The sequence below is a fragment of the Aeromonas sp. ASNIH2 genome, from assembly GCF_002934795.1.
Taxonomy (GTDB): Bacteria; Pseudomonadota; Gammaproteobacteria; order Enterobacterales; family Aeromonadaceae; genus Aeromonas; species Aeromonas caviae.
On record NZ_CP026406.1, the window covers coordinates 4,528,615 to 4,554,851 of the forward strand.

Annotated in this window: 24 protein-coding genes; 6 read left to right on the forward strand and 18 right to left on the reverse strand. The window is 63.1% G+C overall.

The window, feature by feature from the left end; translation table 11 throughout:
- Positions 1-14: 14 nt before the first annotated feature.
- From minE to minC, 3 genes are read right to left on the reverse strand one after another with little or no spacing between them, the layout of a single operon-like run.
- Positions 15-284, reverse strand: coding sequence for a cell division topological specificity factor MinE (gene minE, locus C3F36_RS21560; RefSeq protein ID WP_010674646.1), 270 nt, complete (start codon positions 282-284; stop codon positions 15-17).
- A gap of 2 nt (positions 285-286) precedes the next feature.
- Entirely contained in the window at positions 287-1,099 is an 813-nt protein-coding gene (minD, locus tag C3F36_RS21565; protein ID WP_010674647.1) for a septum site-determining protein MinD, read from the reverse strand.
- Positions 1,100-1,117: 18 nt separating this feature from the next.
- Positions 1,118-1,843, reverse strand: a complete 726-nt coding sequence (minC, locus tag C3F36_RS21570) for a septum site-determining protein MinC (protein WP_104455893.1) — start codon at positions 1,841-1,843, stop codon at positions 1,118-1,120.
- Positions 1,844-1,949: 106 nt separating this feature from the next.
- Here minC and C3F36_RS21575 point away from each other — a divergent pair, with 106 nt between their 5' ends.
- Both C3F36_RS21575 and C3F36_RS21580 read left to right on the forward strand, forming a co-directional pair.
- Entirely contained in the window at positions 1,950-2,228 is a 279-nt protein-coding gene (locus C3F36_RS21575; RefSeq protein ID WP_039039102.1) for a YcgL domain-containing protein, read from the forward strand.
- Positions 2,225-3,187, forward strand: coding sequence for a lytic murein transglycosylase (locus C3F36_RS21580; protein ID WP_010674650.1), 963 nt, complete (start codon positions 2,225-2,227; stop codon positions 3,185-3,187). The genes C3F36_RS21575 and C3F36_RS21580 overlap by 4 nt, the downstream gene beginning before the upstream one ends.
- Positions 3,188-3,349: 162 nt before the next feature.
- Here the strand turns inward: C3F36_RS21580 and C3F36_RS21585 are convergent, their stop codons facing one another.
- The 3 genes from C3F36_RS21585 to ppnP all read right to left on the reverse strand — a co-directional run bounded on the left by C3F36_RS21585 (position 3,350) and on the right by ppnP (position 6,827).
- Complete coding sequence (locus tag C3F36_RS21585) at positions 3,350-4,720, reverse strand: L-serine ammonia-lyase (protein ID WP_039039104.1); 1,371 nt, start codon at positions 4,718-4,720, stop codon at positions 3,350-3,352.
- A 283-nt stretch (positions 4,721-5,003) separates the two neighbouring features.
- Entirely contained in the window at positions 5,004-6,386 is a 1,383-nt protein-coding gene (locus tag C3F36_RS21595; RefSeq protein ID WP_104455894.1) for an L-serine ammonia-lyase, read from the reverse strand.
- Between the two features lie 156 nt (positions 6,387-6,542).
- On the reverse strand, positions 6,543-6,827 hold the full coding sequence (gene ppnP / locus C3F36_RS21600; RefSeq protein WP_010674653.1) for a pyrimidine/purine nucleoside phosphorylase: 285 nt from the start codon (positions 6,825-6,827) through the stop codon (positions 6,543-6,545).
- Between the two features lie 268 nt (positions 6,828-7,095).
- Between ppnP and C3F36_RS21605 the strand changes: the two genes are divergently transcribed.
- Positions 7,096-8,340: a dicarboxylate/amino acid:cation symporter gene (locus C3F36_RS21605; RefSeq protein ID WP_041215213.1), complete on the forward strand. Its 1,245-nt coding sequence runs from the start codon at positions 7,096-7,098 to the stop codon at positions 8,338-8,340.
- Between the two features lie 108 nt (positions 8,341-8,448).
- On the opposite strand, the gene C3F36_RS21610 is transcribed toward C3F36_RS21605, so the two are convergent.
- On the reverse strand, positions 8,449-8,847 hold the full coding sequence (locus tag C3F36_RS21610; protein ID WP_010674655.1) for a MerR family transcriptional regulator: 399 nt from the start codon (positions 8,845-8,847) through the stop codon (positions 8,449-8,451).
- A gap of 132 nt (positions 8,848-8,979) precedes the next feature.
- On the opposite strand from C3F36_RS21610, the gene C3F36_RS21615 reads away from it, so the two are divergent.
- Positions 8,980-10,146 (forward strand): thiolase family protein, encoded by a 1,167-nt coding sequence (locus tag C3F36_RS21615; RefSeq protein ID WP_104455895.1) that lies wholly within the window; start codon positions 8,980-8,982, stop codon positions 10,144-10,146.
- A gap of 61 nt (positions 10,147-10,207) precedes the next feature.
- Here C3F36_RS21615 and C3F36_RS21620 read toward each other — a convergent pair whose 3' ends face one another.
- The 11 genes from C3F36_RS21620 to C3F36_RS21670 form a co-directional block, all read right to left on the reverse strand.
- On the reverse strand, positions 10,208-11,449 hold the full coding sequence (locus C3F36_RS21620) for an EAL and HDOD domain-containing protein (RefSeq protein WP_104455896.1): 1,242 nt from the start codon (positions 11,447-11,449) through the stop codon (positions 10,208-10,210).
- 116 nt (positions 11,450-11,565) lie between these two features.
- Positions 11,566-12,822, reverse strand: coding sequence for an outer membrane protein transport protein (locus C3F36_RS21625; RefSeq protein WP_104455897.1), 1,257 nt, complete (start codon positions 12,820-12,822; stop codon positions 11,566-11,568).
- A 251-nt stretch (positions 12,823-13,073) separates the two neighbouring features.
- The gene (locus tag C3F36_RS21630) at positions 13,074-14,345 is read right to left on the reverse strand and encodes an outer membrane protein transport protein (protein ID WP_041211385.1); all 1,272 of its coding nucleotides are present in this window, start codon (positions 14,343-14,345) and stop codon (positions 13,074-13,076) included.
- 408 nt (positions 14,346-14,753) lie between these two features.
- Positions 14,754-15,497, reverse strand: coding sequence for a DUF3379 domain-containing protein (locus C3F36_RS21635; RefSeq protein ID WP_104455898.1), 744 nt, complete (start codon positions 15,495-15,497; stop codon positions 14,754-14,756).
- Entirely contained in the window at positions 15,490-16,080 is a 591-nt protein-coding gene (locus tag C3F36_RS21640) for a sigma-70 family RNA polymerase sigma factor (protein ID WP_080769901.1), read from the reverse strand. Before C3F36_RS21640 ends, C3F36_RS21635 begins: the two co-directional genes overlap by 8 nt.
- A gap of 30 nt (positions 16,081-16,110) precedes the next feature.
- A complete protein-coding gene (locus C3F36_RS21645; RefSeq protein ID WP_373870925.1) occupies positions 16,111-17,646 on the reverse strand; it encodes a hypothetical protein in 1,536 nt (511 codons plus the stop codon).
- A 5-nt stretch (positions 17,647-17,651) separates the two neighbouring features.
- A complete protein-coding gene (locus tag C3F36_RS21650) occupies positions 17,652-19,112 on the reverse strand; it encodes a vWA domain-containing protein (RefSeq protein ID WP_104455900.1) in 1,461 nt (486 codons plus the stop codon).
- Positions 19,113-19,133: 21 nt separating this feature from the next.
- Positions 19,134-20,096 (reverse strand): VWA domain-containing protein, encoded by a 963-nt coding sequence (locus C3F36_RS21655; protein WP_069784735.1) that lies wholly within the window; start codon positions 20,094-20,096, stop codon positions 19,134-19,136.
- A complete protein-coding gene (locus tag C3F36_RS21660; RefSeq protein ID WP_223925064.1) occupies positions 20,093-20,650 on the reverse strand; it encodes a DUF4381 domain-containing protein in 558 nt (185 codons plus the stop codon). The genes C3F36_RS21655 and C3F36_RS21660 overlap by 4 nt, the downstream gene beginning before the upstream one ends.
- The gene (locus C3F36_RS21665; RefSeq protein ID WP_104455902.1) at positions 20,635-21,525 is read right to left on the reverse strand and encodes a DUF58 domain-containing protein; all 891 of its coding nucleotides are present in this window, start codon (positions 21,523-21,525) and stop codon (positions 20,635-20,637) included. The genes C3F36_RS21660 and C3F36_RS21665 overlap by 16 nt, the downstream gene beginning before the upstream one ends.
- Positions 21,526-21,553: 28 nt before the next feature.
- Complete coding sequence (locus tag C3F36_RS21670) at positions 21,554-22,504, reverse strand: AAA family ATPase (RefSeq protein ID WP_104455903.1); 951 nt, start codon at positions 22,502-22,504, stop codon at positions 21,554-21,556.
- Between the two features lie 183 nt (positions 22,505-22,687).
- Here C3F36_RS21670 and fadI point away from each other — a divergent pair, with 183 nt between their 5' ends.
- Positions 22,688-23,998, forward strand: a complete 1,311-nt coding sequence (fadI, locus tag C3F36_RS21675; RefSeq protein ID WP_104455904.1) for an acetyl-CoA C-acyltransferase FadI — start codon at positions 22,688-22,690, stop codon at positions 23,996-23,998.
- Positions 23,998-26,145, forward strand: a complete 2,148-nt coding sequence (gene fadJ, locus C3F36_RS21680; RefSeq protein ID WP_104453283.1) for a fatty acid oxidation complex subunit alpha FadJ — start codon at positions 23,998-24,000, stop codon at positions 26,143-26,145. The genes fadI and fadJ overlap by 1 nt, the downstream gene beginning before the upstream one ends.
- The last annotated feature ends 92 nt before the right edge of the window (positions 26,146-26,237 follow it).

Below are 26,237 nucleotides of genomic sequence, written 5' to 3' on the forward strand. Positions count from 1 at the left end.
CATGGTGCGTCAGCTCATCCCTTCTTCTGGTCGTCGGCGAAGGTGATGTTGAGCTCCAGCACCGACAATTCGTCACTCTTCTGATCAAGCTGGACGGTGATCTTGTCCGGGTCGATCTGCACGTATTTGCGGATCACGTCGAGGATGTCCTGCTTGAGCTGGGGCAGGTAATCCGGCCCCCCTCTGGATGAACGCTCGTGAGCCACGATGATCTGCAACCGCTCTTTGGCCAGTTGTGCGGTGTTCTGTTTCTTGTTGGAACGAAAATAATCCAATAATGACATGCTTAACTCCCGAACAGTCGGCTAAAGAAGCCTTTCTTCTCTTCTTCCAGAAAACGGAAATCCTTGGTGTCACCCAAGAGGCGGGCGACGGCGTCCTCGTAGGCCTGACCGGCATCGGACTCCTTGTCCAGAATGACCGGCTCGCCGGAGTTGGAGGCGCGCAGCACCGCCTGGGACTCCGGGATCACCCCGAGCAGTTTGATGGCCAGGATCTCCTGTACGTCCTGCACGCTCAGCATGTCGCCGCGGTTGACGCGGGTCGGGCAGTAGCGGGTCAGCAGCAGGTGCTCCTTGATGGGATCCTCACCGCGCTCGGCACGGCGGGACTTGGAGGCCAGGATACCGAGGATGCGATCCGAGTCACGCACGGAAGAGACTTCCGGGTTGGTGGTGACGATGGCCTCGTCGGCGAAATAGAGCGCCATCAGGGCGCCGGATTCGATACCAGCGGGGGAGTCGCAGACGATGTAGTCAAACTGCATCTCCGCCAGCTGATCCAGGATCTTCTCCACCCCTTCACGGGTCAGGGCATCCTTGTCCCGGGTCTGGGAGGCGGGCAGGATGAACAGGTTTTCGCAACGCTTGTCCTTGATGAGGGCCTGGTTGAGGTTGGCTTCCCCGTTGATGACGTTGACGAAGTCATAGACCACGCGCCGCTCGCAACCCATGATGAGGTCCAGGTTTCTCAGACCAATGTCAAAATCGATGACCACGGTCTTGTGGCCACGCTGGGCCAGACCGGTGCTCAGTGCCGCGCTGGTTGTCGTCTTGCCAACGCCACCCTTGCCCGATGTAACGACTATGATTCGCGCCATTCTCGCTTCCTTGTAACTCTATTTGATTCGGTCTATACGAAGTTGTTCATTGTCGAGCCGGATATGGACCGGCTCTTGTATCACGCCTGCAGGCAATGCATCGCTGAGCTGGAAGGTGCCCGCGATGGAGAGCAGCTCGGCCTGCAATTGCTGGCAATAAATGCGGGCCTTGGGATTGCCCTTGGCCCCTGCGATGGCTCGGCCACGCAGGGCACCATAAACATGGATGCTGTCATCGGCGATGACTTCGGCGCCAGGGCTCACCGAGCCCAGCACCACCAGCGAGGTGCCGGCTGCATAGATCTGCTGACCGGAGCGCACCGGGCCCACGTGGACCTTGCTTGCCTCCACGGGCGTTGGCACCGGGGGAACCGGTGCGGCCTCCACTGGCTTGGACTCAGGTACTGGCGGCGTCGGCTCAGGTTCTGCCTTGCGGCTCTTGCCTGACACCATGACGGCGAGGCCTGCCGCCTTGGCGGCCGTCTTCATCGCCTCGTCCCGCGCCCCCGTGATCCCGACCAGCACGAAGTCTTCCGACTCGACCAGCTCCCTGAGCTGTTCGAAATCGGGGATCGCCTCGAGGCGTTCCACATTGAGGACGAGGGGGGCACAATTAAAAAACTGGGGGGCCTGCGCGACCTTGGCCTCCAGCAGTTGTCGGATCCGGGCCGGATTGCCATCGCTGAGATGCAACACAGAAATAGTGAAGGTGGTCCCTTTCAATTCGTTATCGCGTTCAACCATGAATCTTCCCCGAACCGAGACGGTAATACGTTATTGTTATTCAATTCCTGATGTTATAGTTTGCCACCACCAGAGGCAATAAACCCGTCGGATTATATCAATTTCCATGTTGTGTGCAGTCTATAAAAGTCGCAAAAAAGCCGAGACCTATCTCTTTATTGAACGAAGAGAGGACTTTTCCCGCGTTCCCGAGGTGCTGATGAGTACCTTCGGGCGTCCCGAACTGGTCCTGATGACCAAGCTGGACCCGGCCAAGCCCCTGGGGCTGGCCTCCACGGAGCGGGTGATGGCCGCCCTGAAGAGCCAGGGCTTTTATCTGCAGGTGCCACCGCCACCGGAAAACCTGCTGGAGCAGCACAAGGCGCAATTAAAGGACGCACGATGAGGGCGGGGCGGCTGGCACTGCTGTTGTCAGGCGCCCTGTCGGGATCGCCGGTGCAGGCCGGCCCCGATTTTGACCAGTACGTGGCGAGCCTCAAAGAGCAGGCGCTGGCGGCGGGCATGTTGCCCGAGACGGTGAGTGCGGCCTTTGCGGATGTCCACCTTGTCGATGCCGCCATCAGGCACGACAAAAATCAGCCGGAATTCAAACTGACCCTGGACACATATATTCCCCGGGCGGTGCCGGAATGGAAAGTCAAGCAAGCCCAAACCTTATATCGCCAGCATTTGCCGCTGCTCACAAAAATAGGCAGGGAATATGGGGTTCAACCCCGCTTTATTGTTGCCTTGTGGGGAATTGAAACCAATTTCGGCAAAATAACCGGCCATTATCCCCTTATCTCTTCTCTCTCGACCCTGGCCTGGGACGGTCGCCGTGAAGCCTTCTTCAAAGGCGAGTTGTTCGATGCCCTGCGCATTCTGGAGCAGGGACATGTGAACCCCGCCAACTTCAAGGGATCCTGGGCGGGGGCCATGGGACAGGTGCAGTTCATGCCCTCGTCATTCCTGCGATACGCGGTGGATCAGGACGGGGACGGCAAGAAGGATCTCTGGGGCAATCTGGCGGATGTATTTGGATCGGCTGCCAATTATCTGAGCCAGAACGGCTGGCGCGAAGACCAGACCTGGGGACGGCGGGTGAGGGTGCCAGAACGCCTGGACCCCGCCTTGCTGGGACTTGATACCCGCAAGTCCCTGGCGACCTGGCAGGCCCTCGGGGTTCGCCAGCAGGACGGCTCACCTCTGCCTGCGGTCGACATGCAGGCCTCCCTCATCCGCCCCGACGATATTCACGGGCGAAGCTACCTTGCCTATGACAATTACCGGGTACTGCGTCACTGGAATCGCTCCCCCTATTTCGTGGTGGCCGTCGGCACCCTGGCCGATCGCATCGTGAAATAGCTCTCCCCCGTTATCCTGTCACGGCGAACGGGTGGAGGTGATATGCCCGTCTCTTTTTATCCCTTGTCGGCCTCCCTTTATCCACGAACGCTGCCCTTTAAATCGCGACCAAAAAAAAAGCGGGAATATATCCCGCTTTTTTCATGTCATCGCGACTCGGCGTTAGTCGCAGGCAACCTGCATCACCTTGATGGCCAGGCCACCGCGGGAGGTCTCGCGGTACTTGGAGTCCATGTCCTTGCCGGTGATGTACATGGTCTCGATCACCTTGTCCAGCGACACGCGCGGCTTGGAGGTGCGACGCAGGGCCATGCGGGAGGCGTTGACCGCCTTCATGGCGGCGATGGCATTGCGCTCGATGCAGGGTACCTGTACCTGGCCGGCCACCGGGTCGCAGGTCAGACCCAGGTTGTGTTCCATGCCGATCTCGGCGGCTTCACAGACATGCTCGGGGCTGCCGCCCATCAGCTCGGTCAGGCCGGCGGCGGCCATGGAGCAGGAGACGCCCACTTCACCCTGGCAGCCCACTTCGGCGCCGGAGATGGACGCGTTCATCTTGTAGAGCATGCCGACGGCGGCAGCGGCCAGATAGAAGCGGGTGTACTCGTCGCGGCCCACCGGCTGGATGAACTTGTCATAGTAGGCCAGCACGGCGGGGATGATGCCGGCGGCGCCGTTGGTCGGCGCGGTGACGACGCGGCCACCGGCGGCGTTCTCTTCACTCACCGCCAGGGCGAACATGTTGACCCAGTCCACTATGTTCATGGGATCGTTGGAGAGGTTCTCGTTGGTGGTCAGCTGGCGGTAGAGCGGCGCGGCGCGGCGCGGTACGCGCAGCGGGCCGGAGAGGACGCCCTCGGTGCGGCAGCCGCGCTCGATCCCTTCCCGCATGGTGGTCCAGATCTTGCCAAGCTTCTTGTAGATCTCTTCCGGGGTGTTGAAGCACTTCTCGTTTTCCATCATCAGGGCGGAGATGGAGAGACCGCTCTGGCTGCAGTGGGCGATGAGCTCGGCGGCACTCTTGAAGGGATAGCTGACGGACATGTCGCCGCTGTCACCCTTGCCAAAGTTCTCTTCGTCGACGATGAAGCCACCGCCGATGGAGTAGTAGGTCTTGCTGTAGACGGCGTCATCTTCGATGAAGGCGGTCAGCCTCATGCCGTTTTCGTGCAGGGGCAGGGCCTCGTCATGGAAGATCATGGCGCCCTTGGGGAAGCTGACGGTGTGGCAGTGCAGGCCGATGGGCAGACGACCGGTCTGCTCCACGCGGGAGATGAATTCGGGGATGGCGTCGATGTCGACGTTCTCCGGCAGGTTGCCCGCCAGACCCATGATGATGGCGGTATCCGTGTGGTGGCCTTTGCCGGTCCAGGAGAGGGAGCCATAGACATCGACCTGGATCCGGGTGATGTCACGGATCTTGCCGCCAGCACGCAGTTCATCCACGAACTGTTTGGCTGCCTTCATGGGGCCGACAGTGTGGGAAGAGGAGGGGCCAACACCGATTTTGAAGATATCAAAAACGCTGATCATGTAACAATTACCTCAGGGTAGAAGGGGGCGCCATGCCCACTCGCAGAAAAGGGATCCATGGGACGGGTCTGTCGTCACAAAGGCCAGGGAACCGGATAACCACAGTGTAACGGTTCAATGCCTAAAAAAAGTTGAAACAGATCTATTTTTGTTGAATTCGTGGCGCGAGTATAAAATTTATTTTGATGGTTATCCATTTTGTTAAGCGCCAGACAAACGTTTTGCAAAAAATACCCGGCGATGCCGGGTATTCAAGTGCCATATGCGGCTTTATCACAGAGGCTTAACACTCGGTGATGTTGACGGCAAGGCCGCCCCGGGCGGTCTCCTTGTACTTGGTCTTCATGTCGTTGCCGGTTTCCCACATGGTTCTGATCACCTTGTCCAGCGACACCTTGTGCTCGCCGGTGCCACGCAGGGCGAGGCGGGCAGCATTGATCGCCTTGACCGCGCCCATGGCGTTGCGCTCGATGCAGGGCACCTGCACCAGACCACCGACGGGATCGCAGGTCAGCCCGAGATTGTGCTCCATGCCGATCTCGGCGGCGTTCTCGACGATGGCGGGGCTGGCGCCCAGCAGCTCGGCCAGGGCACCAGCGGCCATGGAGCAGGCCACGCCGACCTCGCCCTGACAGCCCACTTCGGCCCCCGAGAGGGAGGCATTCTTCTTGTAGAGGATGCCGATGGCGGCGGCGGTGAGGAAGTACTGCATCAGCAGCTCGTCATCCACCTTGCGCACGAAACGATCGTAATAGTGCAACACCGCGGGGATGATGCCGGCGGCACCGTTGGTCGGCGCCGTCACCACCCGGCCCCCGGCGGCGTTCTCCTCGTTGACGGCCAGCGCAAAGAGATCCACCCACTCCATCACCATCAGCGGATCCTTGTTGAAATTGGTCTCGCCACAGAGCTGGCGATAGAGGGCGGGAGCCCGGCGCTTGACCTTGAGGCCGCCTGGCAGCACCCCCTCGCTCTTGCAGCCACGCTCCACACACCCCTGCATCGCCTGCCAGATCTTGCGAAGCCCGGCCTTGATCTCCGCTTCCGAGCGAAACACCTTCTCGTTGGCCAGCATCAACCCCGAGATGGAGAGGCCGCTCTCCTGGCACTGGGCCAGCAGTTCGGCGCCGCTCTCGAAGGGATAGGGGATGGGGTGGGCGGCATCGAAGCGGGCCGCCTCTTCCCGGGCGTTGGCGAAGTGACTCTCCTCGATGATGAAACCGCCCCCGATGGAGTAGTAGGTCTGCTCGAACACAAGGGTGTCACCCTCATAGGCGCGCAGTGTCATGCCGTTGGAGTGGGCGGGAAGGGTCTTGCGCCGGTTGAAGAGGATGGCGCCGATGCGGGGAAATTCGCTGGGTTGCTCGCCGCCAAGGCAGAGGGTCTGGGTCTGCTCTACCTGGGCGAGGAAGGCGGGAATGGCCTCGATGTCCACGGATTCGGGTTCAAATCCGGCCAATCCCAGGATGATGGCCTTGCCGGTGCCGTGCCCCTTGCCGGTCTGGCCCAGTGAGCCGTAGCACTCGACGACGACGCGTCCGGTACGGGAGAGGAGTGCGTTCGCATTGAGGGTCTGGATGAAGGCGCAGGCGGCCCGCATCGGTCCCACGGTATGGGAGGAGGAGGGGCCTATCCCGATGGAAAACATGTCGAAGACACTGATCATGACGTACTCCAATTATGGATTTCGTCTAAACATTGTAAATTTTTTGTAGTCGTTGAAAAGGGGGGAGATAGCGGGGTGTGATGGCGGTAGGGAAATGGGCGCGGGAGAGACGCGCCATGGGGGAACCGCTCGGCATCCCATGGCGCCCGTGATACATCAGTCGAGGAACTCGCACAGATAGGCGGAGGCGATCTTCACTTCCAGCTTGAAGGAGGAGTGACCGGCCACGTCGAAGGATTCTCCCTGCTGGTAGGTGTGCCACTCATCTTCGTCGGCCAGCTGGATGGTGAGGGCGCCCTTGATCACCGTCATGCGCTCCGGGGCGGCGGTATTGAACAGGTACTCGCCCGCTTCCATCACACCAACGGTAGCTTTCTCGCCTTTTTGCTCAAAACCGATGGATTTAACATTTCCGTCAAAATACTCGTTAACTTTCAGCATCTTTTCTTCCCTGTATGCACGTTTGCAGAGCCAACGTAGCACACTGTTTTGGATGTTGTCATGGTAAAAGGAGTAAAAACAGCCGTGTCTCTTTTGAGGCTTTACTTTCTCATAAAGTTATCAATGCATTTCGTTAACGGGTTCTGATGTAAAACGGGGTGCAAATATGAGATAAAGCGCACCGCCAGAGCAATGGAGAGGATTTGACGCTCTGGGTGGTCATTTACGCTGTAAAAGTGTGAGTAATTGCTAAATAAAGGAACATTCTGTGTTAACAAAAGGATTAATCAAAAACATCGGCTTCCAGGTAGTGGTGGCCATGGTGCTGGGCGCGCTGGTCGGGGCGCTCATGGGAGAGCAAGCCACAGTGTTTGCGCCGCTTGGCACCCTGTTTATCCAGCTGATCAAGATGCTGGTGATCCCGCTGGTGGCGGTGGCCATCCTGTCCGGGGCCGCCAACCTGGGGGCCAGCCCCGCTGCTGGCAAGATTGGCGTCACCACGCTCGCCTTCTTCCTCGGCACCTCCGCACTGGCGGTGTTCCTGGCGCTGGTGATGGGTCAGGTGTTCAAACCTGGTGTGGGCGTTGACTTTGGCGCCACTGCGGCCATGTTCTCCGGCGACTACGCCGACAAGGGTGCACTGCCCGATGCGGTGGCCACCCTGCTTGGCATGATCCCGACCAACGTGTTCAGCGCCTTGAACGAGGCCAACATCCTGCAGATCCTGGTGTTCTGCATGTTCCTCGGCATCGCCCTGGCCAAGCAGCCCCGTGAGCGCGCCAAGCCGCTGGTAGACGGGCTCAACACCCTGGTGGACGCTTTCGTCTGGATGATCAACAAGGTGATGCTGATCGCCCCCATCGGCGTCTTCGGCCTGATGGCCGACGCCATCGGCACCTACGGCTTCGACGTGCTGACCCTGGTGCTCAAGCTGTTCGTCGTCTATGTCGCCGCCATCCTCATCTTCGGCTTCGTGGTCTATCCGCTGCTGATCGCGTTCTTCTCCAACACGCCGGTACGCAAGTACTTCTCCGCGATGAAGAAACCGCAGATCGTGGCCTTCTCCACCGCCTCTTCCATGGCGACCCTGCCGGTCAACATGGAGACCTGCGAGCGCGATCTGAAGGTGACCAACGCCACCGCTTCCTTCGTGCTGCCGCTGGGCGCCACCATCAACATGAGCGGCAATGCCATCTATTACGGCCTGGTCGCCATCTTCTTCGCCCAGGTCTATAACATCGATCTGTCCATGGGTGCCTGGGCGGCGATCATCGTCACCTCCACCCTGGGTGCCATCGGTCAGGCCGGTGTACCGGGCCCGAGCTTCCTGGTGGTTGCCGTGCTGCTGGCGGCCGGGATTCCCATCGAGGGTCTGCCGCTGCTGTTCGCGCTGGATCGTCTGTTCGACATGATCCGCACCGCGCTCAACATCACCGGCGATGCGGCCTGTGCCATCATCGTCGATCGCTACAGCCCGGATTACGATCCGAACCGCTGGAGCAAGGAGGCCTGATATCGGGTCGACCACCGTGCATGACAAGAGGGAGGCTTCAAGCCTCCCTCTTTCATTTGTGTCTATTTGCTGGCGGTGTTCCCCGCTCGCCTCGCCCGTCTGCGTAACTCAGGGAGAGAGGTGTGCCAGGGCCTGGCGGCAGCGCTGTTCGGCCGCCTCCAGCTCCAACAGGACCATCTGGATATCTTCCAGCTGCTGCTGCAAGGTCTCCCGCTTGTCGGCCACCAGCCCCAGCATGGTCTGCAACTGGGAGCGGCTGCTCTTGTCCGCATCGTAGAGATCGAACAGCTCCCGGATCTCTGCGAGGCTGAAGCCCAGACGCTTGCCACGCAGGGTCAGCTTGAGCCGCACCCTGTCCTGACGGCTGTAGATCCTGTGCTGTCCCTGGCGGGTGGGGTTGAGCAGGCCCTGATCCTCGTAGAAGCGGATGCTGCGGGTAGTCACATCGAACTCGCGAGCCAGTTCGCTGATGCTGAAGGTGCGGGTGTCGTCCCTGGATTTGGTCATGGGGCTGTCTTGGCTGCCATCTGGTTGTCAATGCAGGCTGGCACCTTACCCAAACGTCAACTTCCCCGCAAGTCTTGTTCCTGTCGCGGTCGCGGCATATGTTATCCCGATGTAACAAGGAGAGTGCTATCGATGGATATCGTGATTGTGGCGGCCAAACGTACCCCCATGGGGGCCTTCCAGGGGGCCCTGAGCGCGCTCGGTGCCCCCGAGCTTGGCGCCTGCGCCATTCGCGCCGCGCTGGCGCCGGCCGGGATGACGGGGGAGCAGGTCAATGAGGTCTATATGGGTAACGTGCTGAGCGCAGGGGTCGGCCAGGCGCCAGCCCGCCAGGCGGCGCTCAAGGGGGGGCTGCCGGACAGCGTGCCCTGTACCACCATCAACAAGGTGTGCGGCTCCGGCATGAAGGCGGTGATGCTGGCGGCGGACAGCCTGCGCCTGGGGGAGGCCGAGGTCGTGGTGGCGGGGGGCATGGAGAGCATGAGCCGCGCCCCCTATCTGCTGGACAAGGCGCGCAGCGGTTTTCGCATGGGGCACCAGAGCGTGCTCGATCACATGTTCCTGGACGGCTTGCAGGATGCCTACGAAGGCCATCTGATGGGGCATTACGCCCAGTTGAGTGCCGATCGCAGCGGACTGACCCGGGCCGACATGGATGCCTTTGCCATCGCCTCCCTGGAGCGGGCGCTGACGGCGCAGCGCAGCGGTGCCTTTGCCGCGGAACTGGCCCCCGTCATGGCCGCTGACCACACCCTGCTGCTGGCCGAGGATGAACAACCGGGCAAGGCCAGGCCCGACAAGATCCCCGGCCTCAAGCCGGCCTTCAGCAAGCACGGCACCATCACGGCGGCCAATGCAAGTTCCATCTCGGACGGGGCGGTGGCGCTGGTGCTGACGCGGGGCGAGACCGCTGCCCGGCTCGGATTGCCGGTGCTGGCCAGGGTAGTGGCTTACCAGAGTCACGCCGCCCTGCCGGCGGAGTTTACCAGTGCCCCCGTCGGCGCCATCGACAAGTTGCTGGCCCGGGTGGGCTGGTCGGTGGAGGAGGTGGACCTGTTTGAGGTGAACGAGGCATTCGCCATGGTGAGCATGCTGGCCATGACCGGGTGCGGCATTCCCCATCACAAGTTGAACGTGAATGGCGGTGCCTGTGCGCTGGGGCACCCTCTTGGCGCCAGTGGCGCCCGCATCCTGGTGACCCTGATCCATGCCCTGCGTACCCGCGGCCTCAGGCGAGGGGTGGCGAGCCTGTGCATCGGGGGAGGGGAGGCAACGGCCATCGCCATCGAGGCAGGCTGAATGCGTGGGTGAGATTGCTGCGGGTTGATGAAATGACAACGTCCCTTCAAGAGGGACGTTGTCATGTCTGGCGGGAGTGAACCGGTTGCTCTTCCATGGCCTGAAGCTGCTGGTTGACCCAGGCGGTGGCGCTCAGATAGAGGTGGCTGACCTTCTCTTCGTTGAGGCCGAGCCGAACGGTGTTGGCGGCGACCCGCTGCCAGTCGGCTTTCTCGAAATCTTCACAGAATGCCAGGTAGAACCCGAGCTTGCCCTTGCGGGTGAGCAGGGCGGCACGAATGTCATCGGTCAGGGGAATGGAGCCGAGCAGCTGATCCAGCGGTTCTCCCATGAGCACGTCCAGCAGGGAGAAGAGGCCGGTGACAAATGCTTGCTGTGCCTGCTCTGCGGGCGCATGGGTCTGGGCCAGCAGTTCGCAGAACCGGGCTCGGATGAGGGACATCTGATGGAGCTCGGCGCTCTTTTCACTCCCCGCACTGGTGGCGGCGATCAGGGCGACGAAGCGCTTGAGCTGGGCGTGCCCCAGGGAGCTTGCGGCCTGGCGAAACGAGGCGATGGGTTGTGGGAAGCGCTTGAGGTGGTTGATGTAGCGCAGCAGCTTGAGAGAGAGGGTGAGATCCTGATTGAGCAATTGCTCAATCTTGTCCAGATCCGGTTCTGTCTGATTGACCACCTCGAGCAACTGCATCACCACCAGCTGGGCCGGCGGTATGGTGGGCTGTTGAACCATCTGGGGGCGGCTGAAGAAAAATCCCTGGAACAGGGTGACGCCGAGCTGCTTCATCCGCTCGAACTCGGCCTGATCCTCGACTTTCTCGGCCAGATAGGTGAGGGGCAGGTGGCGATGATTCGCAATGAAGTGCTCTATGCAGGGTTGCGGAGTGCTGCGCAGGTCGAACTTGATGATATGGATGTAGGGGAGGAACCTGTCCCAGTCTGAGACCATGGTGAAGTCATCCAGCGCCAACCGATAGCCCAGCCCATAGAGCTGGATCACTTTTTCCAGCAGCGCATCGTCGGGCTCGGCATCCTCCAGAATCTCGATCACCACCTTGTCCCGTGGTAGGCACTCGGCCAATCCGTCCAGCAACAGGGAGTGGGGGAAATTGATGTAGCAGGGGTGATCTCCGATGAGATGATCGATGTTCTGCTGCAAGAACTGCTCGGCAACCAGCCTGGAAGTGGCCTGCTGTGCGGAGACGGAGGGAAATACATTGTCCAGGCTGTCGCGAAACAGCAGCTCATAGGCTTGGGTGTTCAACTCCCGATCCAGAATGGGCTGCCTTGCTACATAGGAATACATGCATCTCTCCACCATGGTTACAGGCTTGATTCTATGGTGAAGCGGATCACTATGCCAGTGCCGACCGGTCGGGAAGGTCAACAACTGGCATACTATTTGTCAGGAAACCCGGGGGGTCAGAACAGGTAGTTGAGCTGCAGGCCGGCGAGCCAGGCATCCCCTTCCGAGGTGCCATTGAAGGTGGAGGTGGTCTGCGGGATGCCCGGCCTGAGCTGCATGGTTTCGCTCACGTCCACCTTCTTGCCATCGATCAGGGTCAGCCCCAGATCCAGCGAGAGGTGGCGGTCAATCTGGTAGCCCACGCCAGCGCTGTACCAGACCCGATCCGAGTCGGGGATGGAGATGGTGCGGCGATCTGCCGGGACCGGGCTGCGGTCGTAGGCGATACCGGAGCGCAGTTGCCATTGGGGGGCCAGCTGGTAGGTCATCCCCAGGGCATAGCGCCAGCTGTCTTCCCAGTGCTCCTCCTTGATATGCATGGTGCCGTGGTGGTCGAGCTCGGATTCGAGCTGCACGAATTTGCTCCAGTTGGTCCAGTTGATGCTCGAATGCAGCGCCAGGGCCGGGGTGAGTTGATGGAACAGGGCCAGCTCGGCGGTGGCGGGCAAGGGCAGATCCAGGCTGCCGGTATCGGTGAAAGGCTGGCCCCTTTGATCGATGCCGATGGCGTCACCGGAGAGGGTCAGGGTCACGTCGTGGCGATAGGAGAGACCGACGCGGGTTGCTTGCGACAACTCAAGCAGGGTGCCCAGGTTCCAGCCCATGGCCCAGCCATCCCCCTTCAGGTGCTTGGCTATCTGGTTGTTGGAGGGGAAGGTGCCACCCACTTCCCCTTCCCCCTGAATGGCGGAGAGACCGGCCCCGACGGACCAGACGCGGTTGATGCGATAGGCCAGGGAGGCCCCCAGATCCACTGTCTTGATGTCGGAGACGTTGCCGAAGTGACCGGCGTTGTAGTTGTCCGGCATCTTGACCCCGAGTCCGTAATAGGAGGTGGCGGCAAGCCCGAGGCGCCATTGCTCGTTGAGGGGCACGATGAGATAGGCGTTGGGTACCCAGGCGTCACCCGCAATGTCGTGGGCTCCGGCATCCAGACTGACCGGCCCCTGAGTGGTAGGCACCCGGGTGGTGCCCTCTATGTTGACGTCGGGGTGCACATGGATAACGCCGCCGGAGAAGGCCAGGGTATCGAACCGGGTCATGGCGGCGGCATTGCGGGAGAGCACGCTGGCATTGTCGGCGATGGCGGCCTCACCCGCGAAGGCACGCCCCATGCCGGTGGCGGATTGCTCCGCGAGCTGGAAGCCGGCAGCCTGCACCTGGCTCGACAGCAGCAAGAGGGCTATAAGGGAGGGTTTGAACGTCGGATGCATGGTCTTTCCTCGGGATGAACTGGGTGTTCATTCTGTTATTCGGTTGGGGCCGGGATTTTATATGGTATGACCAGCAAGGCAACGGGGAGAGGGGAACGTGGGGCAAAACGGGATTAAATTCTGAAAGAAATACCCATAACAGCTTGATAAAAAAAGAAAAGAGTACAGTTGTTTACTACAGCTGTGCGCTCAGTTGGCGAAATTGGATAAAAAAAGAGCGCCCTGGGGCGCTCTCGATGATGACATGAAAATCAGAATTTCATGTTGAACTGGGCGGAAGCCAGCAGGGCGTTGCCGTGGGAGGTGCCCTTCCAGCGCAGCGCATCGCTGTGGTTGCGCAGGCCTTCGTTCACGTCCACTTCCTTGCCGTCCAGATAGGCCATGCCGAAGTCGAGGCTCATGTCCGGATTGATGTGGTAGGTGGCACCGGCGCTGTACCAGATACGGTCGGAGTCAGGAATGCTCAGGCTACGGTATTCCGGCTCGATGGGGCTGTTGTCGTAGGCGAAGCCGATACGGGCTTCCCAGGACGGGTTGACGTACCAGGTACCGCCCAGGGCGTAACGGGCAGAGTCCTTGAACTTCTCGTCTTTTTGCAGACACACGCCGCCGGCGCAGTTGCTGCTGGTGGCCTTGAGCTCCTGGAAGGCGCTCCAGTCGGTCCAGTTCACGGAGTAGTGGACAGCGAATTGCTGGTTCAGGCGGTGGTAGCCTGCGAATTCGGCCTGGGCCGGCAGATCCAGCTTCAGGTTGCCATCGACGACGCGGTTGCCGGAGGTGGCACCCTGGAAGTCGCCGTCAAAGCTCAAGTCCACCTGGGAGCGGTAGGTCAGGGCGAGACGGTTGTTGTCGTTGATCTCGTACAGGGTGCCGACGTTCCAGCCAAAGCCCCAGGTGTCGCCCTTCAGGTGAGCCAGACGGGTATCGGAGTTGGCACCCGGAATGGCAGCGGAAAGCGCACCGGCATAACGGTTCAGCTCGGCGGCGGCGTAGACGGCATTGATGCCGGCACCGACGCTGAAGCTGGAGTTGATGCGATAGGCGATGTTGGGGTTGATGTTGAAGGTCAGCAGCTCGGTGTCACCGGCGCCGGCACCGGCCGCGAAGGTCTTGGAATATTCGGTGGAAAGGCCGTAGTTGGAGAAGAGGCCGATCCCCCAGGCCCACTGATCATTCAGGGGCTGGATAAAGTAGGTGGCCGGCACGAAGGCATCGGGGGCGATGTCGCTTTCGCTGGACGGAGCCAGCTTGGTGGGGCCGGCATAGATGTCGCCAGCCACGTCCACGTCGGGCTTGATATAGGTGCCGGATACAGACAGTGCCATCTTGTCGAAGGTGGTCATGGCCGCCGGGTTGCGGGACAGCACGGCCGCGTTGTCGGCGATGGCTGCTTCACCTGCGTAGGCGCGCCCCAGACCGGAGGCCGAGTGCTCGTTCAGCTGGAACGCGGCGGCGAAGGTCTGGGTGCTGGCCAGGGTCACGGCCGCAGCGATCAGGCTTTTCTTGAAAAAGGCAGTTGTCATAGTGTTCTCTCTTTGTAAGCAGATTTTCTGTCGACATCGCGGCTCTTTGGCGGCTATTGACGACATGATCTGTTGTTATGTCAGCTTCTTCCCATTCATTGCTGGCGTGATTCTATGGATCTGGTAGGAGGTAAGAAATCAGACCAGTGACAGCAGAATACATAAAAGTTTCCATTGTGTTAATCATTTGTTTTAACTTGCCGTTTTATTAGGCTGATTTATCTATTATTGGATAAATAAAGCACAAATGGTGCCATTTGAGTCATTTAAAATAAATGGTAGAAATGTGACTTCGCGCGGGCAATGGGCGGGAACATGCGGGGATGTGGGGATGAACAGGCAGACAATGAGGATGTCTGCCTGTGATGTGGCTGAGGCGGAGGACGAGTCAGCCTGGATCAAGGTCTGTTAAATGGACCAGTGCAGACGTGACTCAAGCTGGCGGGCAACCGGGGCGAGGGGCTCCTGCATGTCTCCGATGAGCACCATGTTGGCCCCCTTGAGCGGCAGTATCTCCCCCTTGAGGGTCCCGTCTGCAAAATCGGACTGGATCGTCAGTGGCAGATGCTTGGGGACGAGGAACAGGGTGACCGGTCCCATCTTGCCCTGCAGCACCATGTGCAGGGCCGGTCCCTGGTAGAAGGCGCAGTGGTTGACATAGGTTACCTTCATGCCCGGCATCTCGCTCAGGGTGGCGCCATACTTCTCCATTTTCGCGTTGATGGTGTGCAGGCTGACCCGCTCATCCACCGCATGAATGAAGGGCTCTTCCCCATAAACGTGGGACATGGCGACCTGAGCCAGCGACAGGGTGTCCGGTGCCACAGGCCAGCTGATCCAGCGGGTGCTCATGCCGAGCAGGAAGGCGACCGAGGCCGCGATGGCCAGAGCGCGCCATTGCGTGCGTGCAGGAGTGACGGGCAGCGGGACCACCTGCTCCTCTTCGGCTGCCATCGCCTGCCTGAGCAGGATCCGCTCCGCAAGACCGGTCGGTACGTCCACTTCCAGGGTGCTGCGCACCTGGCGGTCGAGCTGCTGCATCTCGTCCAGATGCTTGCGATTGGCCGGTGACGCCTCGGCGGCTTTCAAGAAGGCGGGATCCCTGTCCGAGGGGTGAGTGATGGCCCGGCGGCGAAATTCAAGCTCATCCATTGGTGTGTCCTCTCTGTTGTTTCGCAGACTCCATGGCCTCTTTTATCTGGTTGCGGGCGCGAAACAGCCTTGTCATGACGGTGTTCTTGTTCAGGCCGAGTTGCTCGGCGATCTCCTCCCCGCTGAATCCCCCCAGTACCTGCAGCAGCAGCGGCTCCTGATACTCGGCAGGCAGGCGGGCGATGTGGCGCCTGAGCCATTCGTGCTCCATCTCCTGCTCGCTTGGCAGGACACCCTGATCCCGCAGGGGGTGCTCGTCGAGGTCGACGAGATCGAACTGCTTTCGCTCAAAGCGGCGGGCATTCTCCCGCCGCAATATGGTGATGAGCCACGCCTTAGCAGCCTTGTCGTCCAGCAGGGTATCTATCGCCTTCCAGGCGCGCAGGAAAGTCTCCTGCACCAGATCCTCGGCGATTTGCGGATCCCGGCACAGCCAGTAGGCGTAGCGGTAGATGTCTCCGTGCAGGGCGTGCACCAGGGCTTCGTACTTGGTTTGTTTGTCTGCCATCTCCCCATAGACCGGAGAAGCGCAGGGATCCTTTCCCGTGTCGGCCCTTTTTCTTCTGAAAAAACCTAACGCCATAAAGGGGTGTCCTGTTTCATGAGGGGCGCATCATGCACGCATCCACGCCAGTATTCGAAGACCATAGGCTATCGCAAAGCTCTCCCAGGTGCACAACTCCCTGGCGAGCGCCTGCCTGGGCAGGTGTTCGCCAGGGACTCGCTTGGGGGAAAAACAGGCCCGATCCAGGCCGTCCAGCAGCGCCCCCATGGCGGGGTCGCGGTGACAGGGCAGCCTGGCCAGATGCAGACAGGGGGTGTCCCAGCGCAGGACGGCCCAGGTCAGCAGGGTTTCCCTGGCCTCGTCAGGAGAGCCCGTGGCGAGGGCCCGTTGCAGGCGATAGAAGGCGTGCCAGCGCGGCCAGCGGCGCATGAATGCCCGCAGCAGGATGGCCAGGAGCACCCAATAGAGATACTGGACCCCTGGTGCGGGGGAGGCGGGAGTGGCGCTCTCCCTTGCCGTGAACACCAGAGGATGTGCGGGCAGGCGCGCCTCCTCGATGCGACCGCTCTGGGTGTTGAACCAGCGCAGGGTCTGGGGGGGCAGCACATAGCGCCCCGCCTCGTCGGCGGTCAGGGCCTGGCGCCACTGGCGCTCGAAGCGTAGCGCCCCCTCGGCCACGAATCGCTCCTGTTGCTGCTCGCCGTCCGGCTTCATGGAGAGGCCGGCGGGCAGGGGCGGGGCCGGCAAGGGGGGCAGGCGGTTGCCATCCCCCCCTTCCATCACCAGGGTGAGGGTGCGGATCACCGGCTCACCCACCCTGGCCTGGGCCGGGCTGAACTGCTGGCGCAACACCAGGCTGCTCGCCACCGGCTCCAGGGGGGCCTTGTCCACCTTGATGAAGAGGGTCGCCGCCCTGGCGGACAGCAGATCCCCCGCGTTGCCCGGCGCGGTCGCACCGGCCTGGTCCTGGGGCGGCAACCGCCCCTGAAAGCGGGGGGATTCGACGGGATGGAGCCCGGGTCCTTTGGCCTGCAGCAGCCATTTTCGCGTGAGACGCCCGGGCAGGCCGGGGCTGGTGGGAGAGTCCCAGCGGTCCTCGCCAAGGCGGCGAATGGTAAAGGCCGGGGTGATGGGCTCGCCGAGGTTGGGGGCCTCCAGGTTGGCAGGCAGCCAGAGGGTCAGCTCATAGATGAAGGGCTGGCCGGGGTAGAGATTCCCCTCATGGAGCACCCGGGCCTGCAGCTCGACCGGAGAGAATACCGGGTCTTGTGTCGGCATCAGGGTGCCGTCCAGGGAACGTGTCGGCACCGCCAGGGAGGGGGTGAGATCGGCGCCAAGGGGCAGGGAGGGCACCTGGCGCGGGCTGGTATCGAGCAGGTGCAGGGGGATCTGCCAGCGGGTCAGGCTGCGGCTCTGGGCACTGACCCGCTGTATGCTGACCCGCCCGACCGCAAACTGGCGCAGCAGCGGTTGCAGGTTGAGATCCTCATCGCGGTGCAGCCCGTCGGCTTCGATGACGAGCAGCCAGTCGCGCTCGCTCGCCCCCGGCAACAGCTCGGCCTCGACAGGGGCGGCCTGCACCCGCATGGCGCACAGGGCGAGCAGCAGCCAGCAGCCGATCCGGGGGGAGAGCAAGCGCTGCACGAGGATCACCAGGGCTCCTCCACCTTGATCAGGGGGCGGCGCAGGGCCTCCTTGCGAAGGCGCTGCTCCAGCAGCAGCACGGGGGGCGCCGGGGGGCGGGGAGCCTCTGAGGCGCGGACGGGGTCGGGAGTGTCGGCCTGCTCCGGGGCATTTGCCGAGGGAGTTGTCTGCGGCGGGTTGGCCCGCAGCAGGGCCAGGTTGTGCAAGGCATCCCTGTGCCCAGGTTCAAGGCGAAGGGCGCTCAGATAGGCCTGCTCCGCGGCGGCAAGGTCCCCGAGCCAGACCAGGGCATTGCCCCTGTTGTAGTGGGCGGTGGCGCTGTTTGCCCTGCCATAGGCGGCGACGGCCCTGGCGTAATCCCCGGCTCTATACCAGGCGTTGCCTTGCCAGACCGGATCCTGGAAGGCGTTGGCCGCTTCCCGATAGTGTCCCTGGCGATAAGCCTGCCAGCCTGCTTCATCTTGTCGGGAGGCCGCCTGCAGGGAAGGGGGCGCGACGCCAATGACGAGGATCACCAGCAGCCAGTGGGCGCCGATCCGTGCCAGCAGCGCCAGGGGGAGCAAGGGGATGAGCAGCCAGGGGCCGAGATCCCGGGATTGCCCCTGCGTCAGGGTCTGGCCCATGGGCAAGGGGGCAAAGCGGGGCAGGCCGGAATCAAGCCAGGCCAGCCTGCCTCCGGTACTGGCGGCAAGGGCGGTCATGGCCTCCTCGTCGGGCGCCGGCAAGGTGTGCCCGGCGTGGCTGCCGAGCTGCCAGCGCTCGGCAGCCACGCCGGGCAACCGGGTCTCCTTGCCCCCGCTGGCCAGCAAGATGTCGAGCCGCGGGGCCGAGCCTGCCTTGCAGAACAGGTCGTTGAGGCAGGGCCAGAGGGCGGCGATGCGATCGCGCGCTGTCCCGGAGAGGCCGTCGGTCACGAGCAGTAGACGGGCGGACTGGCCCGGCGGGATCAGGGTGAGGGCCAGGGCCACGGCGCGCTCGGGGGCGCTGCCCTGGACAGGCATGATGGCCGGGCGCAGGTCCGGCAGCAGCAGGGCGATGGCCTGATGATCCCGGGTGGGAGGCATGGCGAGGTAGGCATCCCCGGCAAATAGAATGAGGGCGATGGGATGGGCCGCGTCCTGCCGCGCTATGTCGGCCAGCATCTCCTGCAATCCCAGCCTCACCCGGGTTGCCCGGTCCGGCGCCAGATCCTGCGCCAGCATGGAGTCGGAGAGATCCAGCAGCCAGATATCGAGGGCCGGGCTCGGCATGGGGAGACTCTGTTGGCGCAGGGCGGGGCCCGAGAGCGCCAGGATCACCGGCAGACAGGCAAGCCAGCGCCAGGGGATGGCCCGATGGCGGCTCGGCAGCAGATAGGCCTGCATGGCCGGGGAGAGCAAGCCGGGATCGCGGCGGCGGCGCCACCCCTGCCACAGCCAGGGGATCAGGGCCAGCAACCAGAGGGGGCGCAGCAAGGTCAGCTCCATGGTGCCACCGTCATGACCAGCCTACTCATGGGATGGCCTGTGTGACAGGGGGATGCGCCAGCGGGCTGGCCAGCAGAGCAGCAGCCAGGCCAGGGCCAGTGGCCAGGGGTAGAGCTCCTGGTGGGGCCGGGAGAGGGTCTGGGGCCGGGCGAGGGGCTCCAGGGTGTCGATGGCCTGGTTGATGGCGGCGAGATCGCCCCGGTTGCGGGCGCGAAAATAGCGGCCTCCTCCCAGTGTCGCCAGCTGCTGCAACAGGGCTTCATCCAGTTCGGCACTGGGATCGGCATCCCCTGCGGGCGCGGCGAAGGTGTCGGGGTCGGCGCCCACCCCCAGGGTATAGAGACGGATGCCTGCTTTGGCGGCGAGCCGGGCCTCGGTCAGGGGATCCGCATTGCCCGAGGTATTGCGGCCGTCCGTCACCAGCAGCAGGGCGGTGGGGCGGGTGGGGTCGGCGTGCTGGCGTGCCAGCAGGATGGCTTCCCCCAGGGCCGTGGTGCGCCCCACCAGATCGAAATCGAGCTCCCTGGCCAGGGTGAGCAGGGCCCCGGTCTCCTGGGTGAGGGGGGAGAGCAGATAGGCGTGATCGGCAAAGACGACCAGGGCGATTCGATCCCCCGGGCGGGAGGCGACAAGGTTGCTTATCTGCTGGCGCACCGCGGCAAGCCTGTCCGTTTGCTCTCCGTCATCCAGCATGTCCTGGGTGCGCATGCTGTCGGAGAGATCCACCGCCAGGATGAGGTCCCGGCTGCTCTGGTAGTGAATGATCGGGGGCTCCTGCCACTGGGGGCGGCACAGGGCCAGTACCAGGGCGCACCAGCAGAGCATCATACGCCACAAGGGCTGCCCCGTCTGGGGCTGGAGCAGGGGAAAACCTCCATGAACGAGCCGGTTTCCTCCCTTGCGCCCCTTCATGGGAGGCAGGCCGAAGCGCACCAGCAGCGGCAAGGCGAGGGCGAGGGAAAACCAGGGCCAGGCGAGGATCATCGCGTACCCTCCGGGGGAGGTGCCCCTCGCTTGCTTGCCGGGAATCGCGGCGCGCTGACGCAGCGTCGCCCCCAGGCGAGATAGGCGAGGCGCAATCTTTTGCGCTGCGCCTCATCGGGCACGCTGCCCCCATAGAGCCAGAGTGGCCACTGGGCGGCAAACTGGGAAAAATCGCTCCCCCCCTTGCTGTCCAGCCAGGCGAGCCAGGCCTCCCCTTGCAGGGGGGCCGCCTCGGGCCAGCGGGCCATGGCCGCTTCTCGCAGGGCATCCTGCAGCCTGGGGACGAGATCGTCGGCCTGCCAGTCTATCCGGTGCGCCCAGCGGCGCTGGCGCCACAGGGTGAGGGCCGTCATGGCGATCAGGCAAGCGGCGGTCGCTGCGATCAGCAGCCCACCGAGGGCCATCAGGCGAGGATCCTGTGCAGGCTCGAGAGCGGGGCCTTGGTGGATGTCGCGCAGCTCGGCACGGATGGCTTGCAAGGCCTCACTGGACGAGGGCTGGCGATATGCATCCGGTGCGGGCACGCCCTGCTCCCCCTTCAAAACAGACGGCATCCGCCCTCCTGCCACTGGCGTTGCAGGGTGGCGCCGTTGTCGAGGCGATAGAGGCGCGTCACCAGGGGCAGTAACTGCTGGCGACAGGCCTCGGCCTGTTCGTCGGCCGCCCTCTGGTAGCGGGCGCGAAAGTGGGGGTCTTCTCCCGCGAGCCAACCGCTGTGTCTGCCTGCCTGCACTGCCAGTTGCCCCTGCTCGGGCAGCGCGGCTTCCAGGGGATCGCGGATCTGCCAGTAGTGGATGTCGTGGCGCAGGCGAAGACGTTGCAACTGCTGGCAGAGTGCCTGGTCCGGTGCCTGGTGATGGCTTATCAGGGTCAATCTGGCCCCGTGGGGCAGGGTGAGTCGTGCCAGGGTCTGGGCCAGCGTCCAGGGCGGGGGGGCGCGATCCAGCCCTGCCTCGTAATGGCGGCAGAGCGCTTCCAGCAGAGGCATGAGAGAGCCGCGCTGGTGCTCTGTGTGGGGGACTGCGCCCTGGCAGATCAAGGTATTGGCCTGTTTCTCCCCCTGCCAGAACAGGGCTGCGGCCAGCTCGCAGCCAAGGCGGGCCTTGAGCTGGGCGCGGGAGCCAAAGTACATGGCGGGTGAGAGATCCAGCAGCAACCAGTGGGCTTGATCCTGCTCTTCCCCGTAGAGGCGGGTGTGGGGGCGGCCGAGGCGGGCGGTGACCCGCCAGTCGATGTGACGTACCTCGTCACCGGCCTGATAGAGGCGAAGCTCCCTGAAATGGAGCCCGGGCTGGCGCCCGATACGCCCCTGGGCCGCCTGATGAATGCGAGCACGCTCGCCCTGGCGCGTCCAGAGGCGCACCGCCAGCAGCCGCTCGAGGGTGAGGGCGATGTCGGGGTGATCCCGGGGCTCGGCGACGGGGGTCATGGCTATAGGGCTGCCTGCGGGGGTCGGCTCAGGGGCATGGAATGGCATCCAGCAGCAGGGCGATGAGCGCCTCGCTATCGAGGTTGTCCGCCAGCGCCTGATAACTCGGGATGAGGCGGTGGCGCAGCACGGTAGGCGCCAGCTGCTGGATGTCTTCGGGCAACACGAAGTCGCGCCCGGCGAGCCAGGCCCGGGCCCGTGCGGCTCTTGCGAGGCCGATGCTGGCTCTGGGACTGGCCCCCACCGCGACCAGGGGGTCTAACTCGGGGCACAGGCCGCTGCCGGGGCGGGTGGCGCACACCAGTTGCACCAGATAGTGTTCGAGGCGCCCCTGCATCTGTACCCCTTGAACGGTGGTACGGGCTTCCAGCAGGTCGGACTGGCTGAGGGTGACCGGCGGCGTCGGCAGGGCGTCGCCGCGGGCGTTGAGTTGAAGGATGGCCAGCTCCATGGCGGGGCTGGGGTAATCCACCAGCAGCTTGAGCAAGAAGCGATCGAGCTGGGCCTCCGGCAGGGGATAGGTCCCTTCCTGTTCGATGGGGTTCTGGGTGGCGGCGACCATGAAGAGGGAGGGCAGGCGCCAGCTCTTCTTGCCCACGGTGATCTGGTGCTCGGCCATGGCCTCCAGCAGGGCGGACTGCACCTTGGCCGGCGCCCGGTTGATCTCGTCCGCCAGCACCAGGTGATTGAACAGGGGGCCGGGTTGAAACACGAAACTCGCATCCTGGGGATGGAAGACCTCGCTGCCGGTGAGATCGGCAGGGAGCAGATCCGGGGTGAACTGGATACGGGCAAAGCGCCCCTCCACGGCGCCGGCCAGCGCCTTGACCGCCCGGGTCTTGGCAAGACCGGGGGCCCCCTCGATCAGCACATGTCCTTCACATAACAGGGCGATCAGCAGCCCCTCGATGAGGGGGCCCTGTCCCAGGATCTGGCTGCCCAGATAGTCTCCAAGTGCTCTGAACTCGGCCGCTGCCATGCGATAAACCCGTTGTTTTTATGGAAGTTGATCTTTTTATACCCCAGTTGGCTCACAAGGGCGAGGGAGGGTGGCAAGATGGGGACAATTTAGTTTCAATCAGCCGTATGAAATTTGTGATTGGATTGTTAAGATGTGGCGCAATGAGGTCAGACCTCTGCCTTTTTAACCCAAGGAGCCAGGATGAAACAGCCATTGAAACTGACGACTCGCCAGGGCGAACGGATAGCCGTCGTGGCGGGTCTGCGCACCCCCTTTGCCAAGCAGGCCACCGCTTTTCACGGCGTGCCTGCGGTGGATCTGGGCAAACTGGTGGTGAGCGAGATGCTCGCCCGCACCGATCTCGACCCCAAGCTCATCGACCAGCTGGTGTTCGGCCAGGTGGTGCAGATGCCGGAAGCGCCAAACATCGCCCGGGAGATCGTGCTTGGCACTGGCATGAGCGTCAGCACCGATGCCTATAGCGTGTCGCGCGCCTGCGCCACCAGTTTCCAGGCGGTGGCCAATGTCACCGAATCCATCATGGCCGGCACGGTGGACATCGCCATCGCCGGCGGTGCCGACTCCTCTTCCGTGCTGCCCATCGGAGTCAGCAAGTCTCTGGCCCGCGCCCTGGTGGATCTCAACAAGGCGCGCAACCTCCAGCAGCGTTTCAATATTCTGCGCCGTCTGCGTCTGAAGGACCTGCTGCCGGTGCCCCCGGCCGTGGCCGAGTATTCCACCGGTCTCTCCATGGGGCAGACCGCCGAGCAGATGGCCAAGACCCACCAGATCAGCCGCGAGGCGCAAGATGCGCTGGCCCACCGCTCCCACACCCTGGCGGCCGAAGCCTGGGCCCAGGGCAAATTGAGTGGCGAGGTGTTCACTGCCCATGTGCCCCCCTACAAGTCGCCGCTGGAGCGGGACAACAACATCCGCGAAAGCTCGGATATGGCGAGTTACGCCAAGCTCAAACCGGTCTTTGACCGGGCTCACGGTTCGGTGACCGCCGCCAACGCCACTCCGCTTACCGACGGCGCCGCCGCCGTGCTGATGATGCGCGAAGGGCGGGCCCGCGAGCTGGGTCTGGAGCCGTTGGGTTACATCCGCAGCTTCGCGTTTTCCGCCATCGATGTCTGGCAGGACATGCTGATGGGCCCCTCCTATGCCACGCCGCTGGCGCTGGACCGTGCCGGCATCACCCTTGGGGATCTGACCCTCATCGACATGCACGAAGCCTTTGCCGCCCAGACGCTCGCCAACCTCAAGATGTTTGCAAACGCCGAATTTGCCCGTGACAAGCTGGGCCGGGATCAGGCCATCGGCGAGGTGGACATGGAGAAGTTCAACGTGCTCGGTGGCTCTTTGGCCTTTGGTCACCCCTTTGCCGCCACCGGGGCGCGCATGATCACCCAGACCCTGCATGAACTGCGGCGCCGGGGTGGGGGATTGGGGCTCAACACCGCCTGTGCGGCGGGTGGGCTGGGTGTGGCCATGGTGCTGGAGGTGGAATGATGAGTGCCAAGACTTTTTCTCTGGATATTCGTAAAGACGGCATCGGCATCCTCACCATGGATGTGCCCGGTGAGAGCATGAACACCCTGAAGGCCTCCTTTGCGGACGAGATCCGCACTCTGCTGGCCGAGGTAAAGGGGAACGGGGATCTGATCGGCCTGGTGATCGTCTCCGGCAAGAAGGACTCCTTCGTTGCCGGGGCCGACATCGCCATGCTGGCGGCCTGCACCAGCGCCCAGGATGCCGAAGCGCTGTCCCGGGCCGGACAGGAGGTGTTCGCCGAGATCGAAGCCCTGGGGATCCCGGTGATCGCCGCCATTCACGGTCCCTGCCTTGGCGGCGGGCTGGAGCTGGCGCTTGCCTGTCATGGCCGGGTGGTGACCGATCACGGTAAAACCGTGCTGGGCCTGCCGGAAGTGCAGCTCGGCCTGCTGCCGGGCTCCGGCGGCACCCAGCGCCTGCCGCGCCTCATCGGGGTGGCCAAGGCACTGGATCTGATGCTGACCGGCAAGCAGGTGCGGGCCAAACAGGCCAGGAAGCTCGGGCTGGTGGATGACATGGTGCCCCCGTCCATTTTGCTGGAGGCCGCCATCAAGCTTGCCAAGAAGGGCAAGCCGCGCCACCACCTGAAACGGGATCTGCAGGGCAAGGTGCTGGAGACCAACAAATTTGGTCGCAAGGTGCTGTTCGATCAGGCCCGCAAGGGGGTCAAGGCCAAGACCCGGGGCAACTACCCGGCGCCGGAGCGCATCATCGAGGTGGTGCGCATCGGCGTGGAGGAGGGGATGCAGGCTGGCCTGCTGGCCGAGGCCCGCCACTTCGGCGAGCTGGTGATGACGCCGGAATCCGCCGCCCTGCGCTCCCTCTTCTTCGCCACCACGGAGATGAAAAAAGAGGTGAGCTATCAGGGGGCCGAGCCGCGCAAGGTGGGTCATGCCGCCGTGCTGGGGGGCGGCCTGATGGGAGGGGGTATTGCCTTCGTCACCGCCACCAAGGCGGGGGTACCGGTGCGGATCAAGGATGTGGCGAGCGCCGGCATCGGCAATGCCATGCGTTACAGCTACGACCTCCTCGCGAGGAAGGTCAAGCGTCGCCAACTGCTGCGCAGCGAGCTGGAAAAACAGATGAGCCTGCTCACCGGCACCCTGGACTATTCCGGCTTCCACCGGGTGGACATGGTGGTGGAAGCGGTGTTCGAGGAGATCAACCTCAAGCACCAGATGGTGCAGGACGTGGAGCGCGAGTGCGGCGAGCACACCGTGTTTGCCTCCAACACCTCCTCCCTGCCCATCCACCAGATCGCCTCGGCGGCGACGCATCCGGAGCGGGTGGTAGGGCTGCACTACTTCAGCCCGGTGGACAAGATGCCGCTCGCCGAGATCATTCCCCACGCGGGTACCAGCGCCGAGACGGTGGCCACCACCCTGGCCTTCGCCCGGGCCCAGGGCAAGACCCCCATCGTGGTGAAGGACGAGGCGGGCTTCTACGTCAACCGCATCCTGGCGCCCTACATGAACGAGGCGGCGCGCCTGGTGCTGGAAGGGGAGCCGGTGGAGGTACTGGACGGCGCTCTGCTCGACTTCGGTTTCCCGGTCGGCCCCATCACCCTGCTGGACGAGGTGGGGATCGACGTGGGGGCCAAGATCTCCCCCATCCTCGAAAAAGAGCTGGGTGGCGAGCAGTTCCAGGCGCCCAAGGCCTTTGACAAGCTGCTGGAAGACGATCGCAAGGGGCGCAAGAACGGCAAGGGCTTCTACCTCTATGGCAAGGCGGCTCCGCGCAACAAGCTCACCGGCAAGGAGGGCAAGAAGACGGTGGACGCGAGCGTCTACGACGTGCTGGGCGTCAAGCCCCAGGCCAAGCTGGCCAGGCAGGAGATCGCCGAGCGCTGCGTGCTGCTGATGCTCAACGAAGCTGCCATGGCCCTGGATGGCGGCGTGGTGGCCTCGGCCCGGGATGGCGACATCGGCGCCATCTTCGGTATCGGCTTCCCCCCCTTCCTGGGCGGTCCGTTCCGCTACATGGACAGCCTCGGCATCGACTATCTGGTGGGGCGTCTTGAGCACCATCAGAAGCGCTTTGGCGACCGCTTCGCCCCCTGTGCGCGGCTGAAAGCGATGGCGGCGGAGCAGCAGACCTTCTACTGATGGCTCTCGACGGCATACATCGAGCGAGGCGACCCCAAGGTCGCCTCGCTTTTTGTTGGGCATACCTTTCCGGTTTGGGGCGGGGGCGCGAA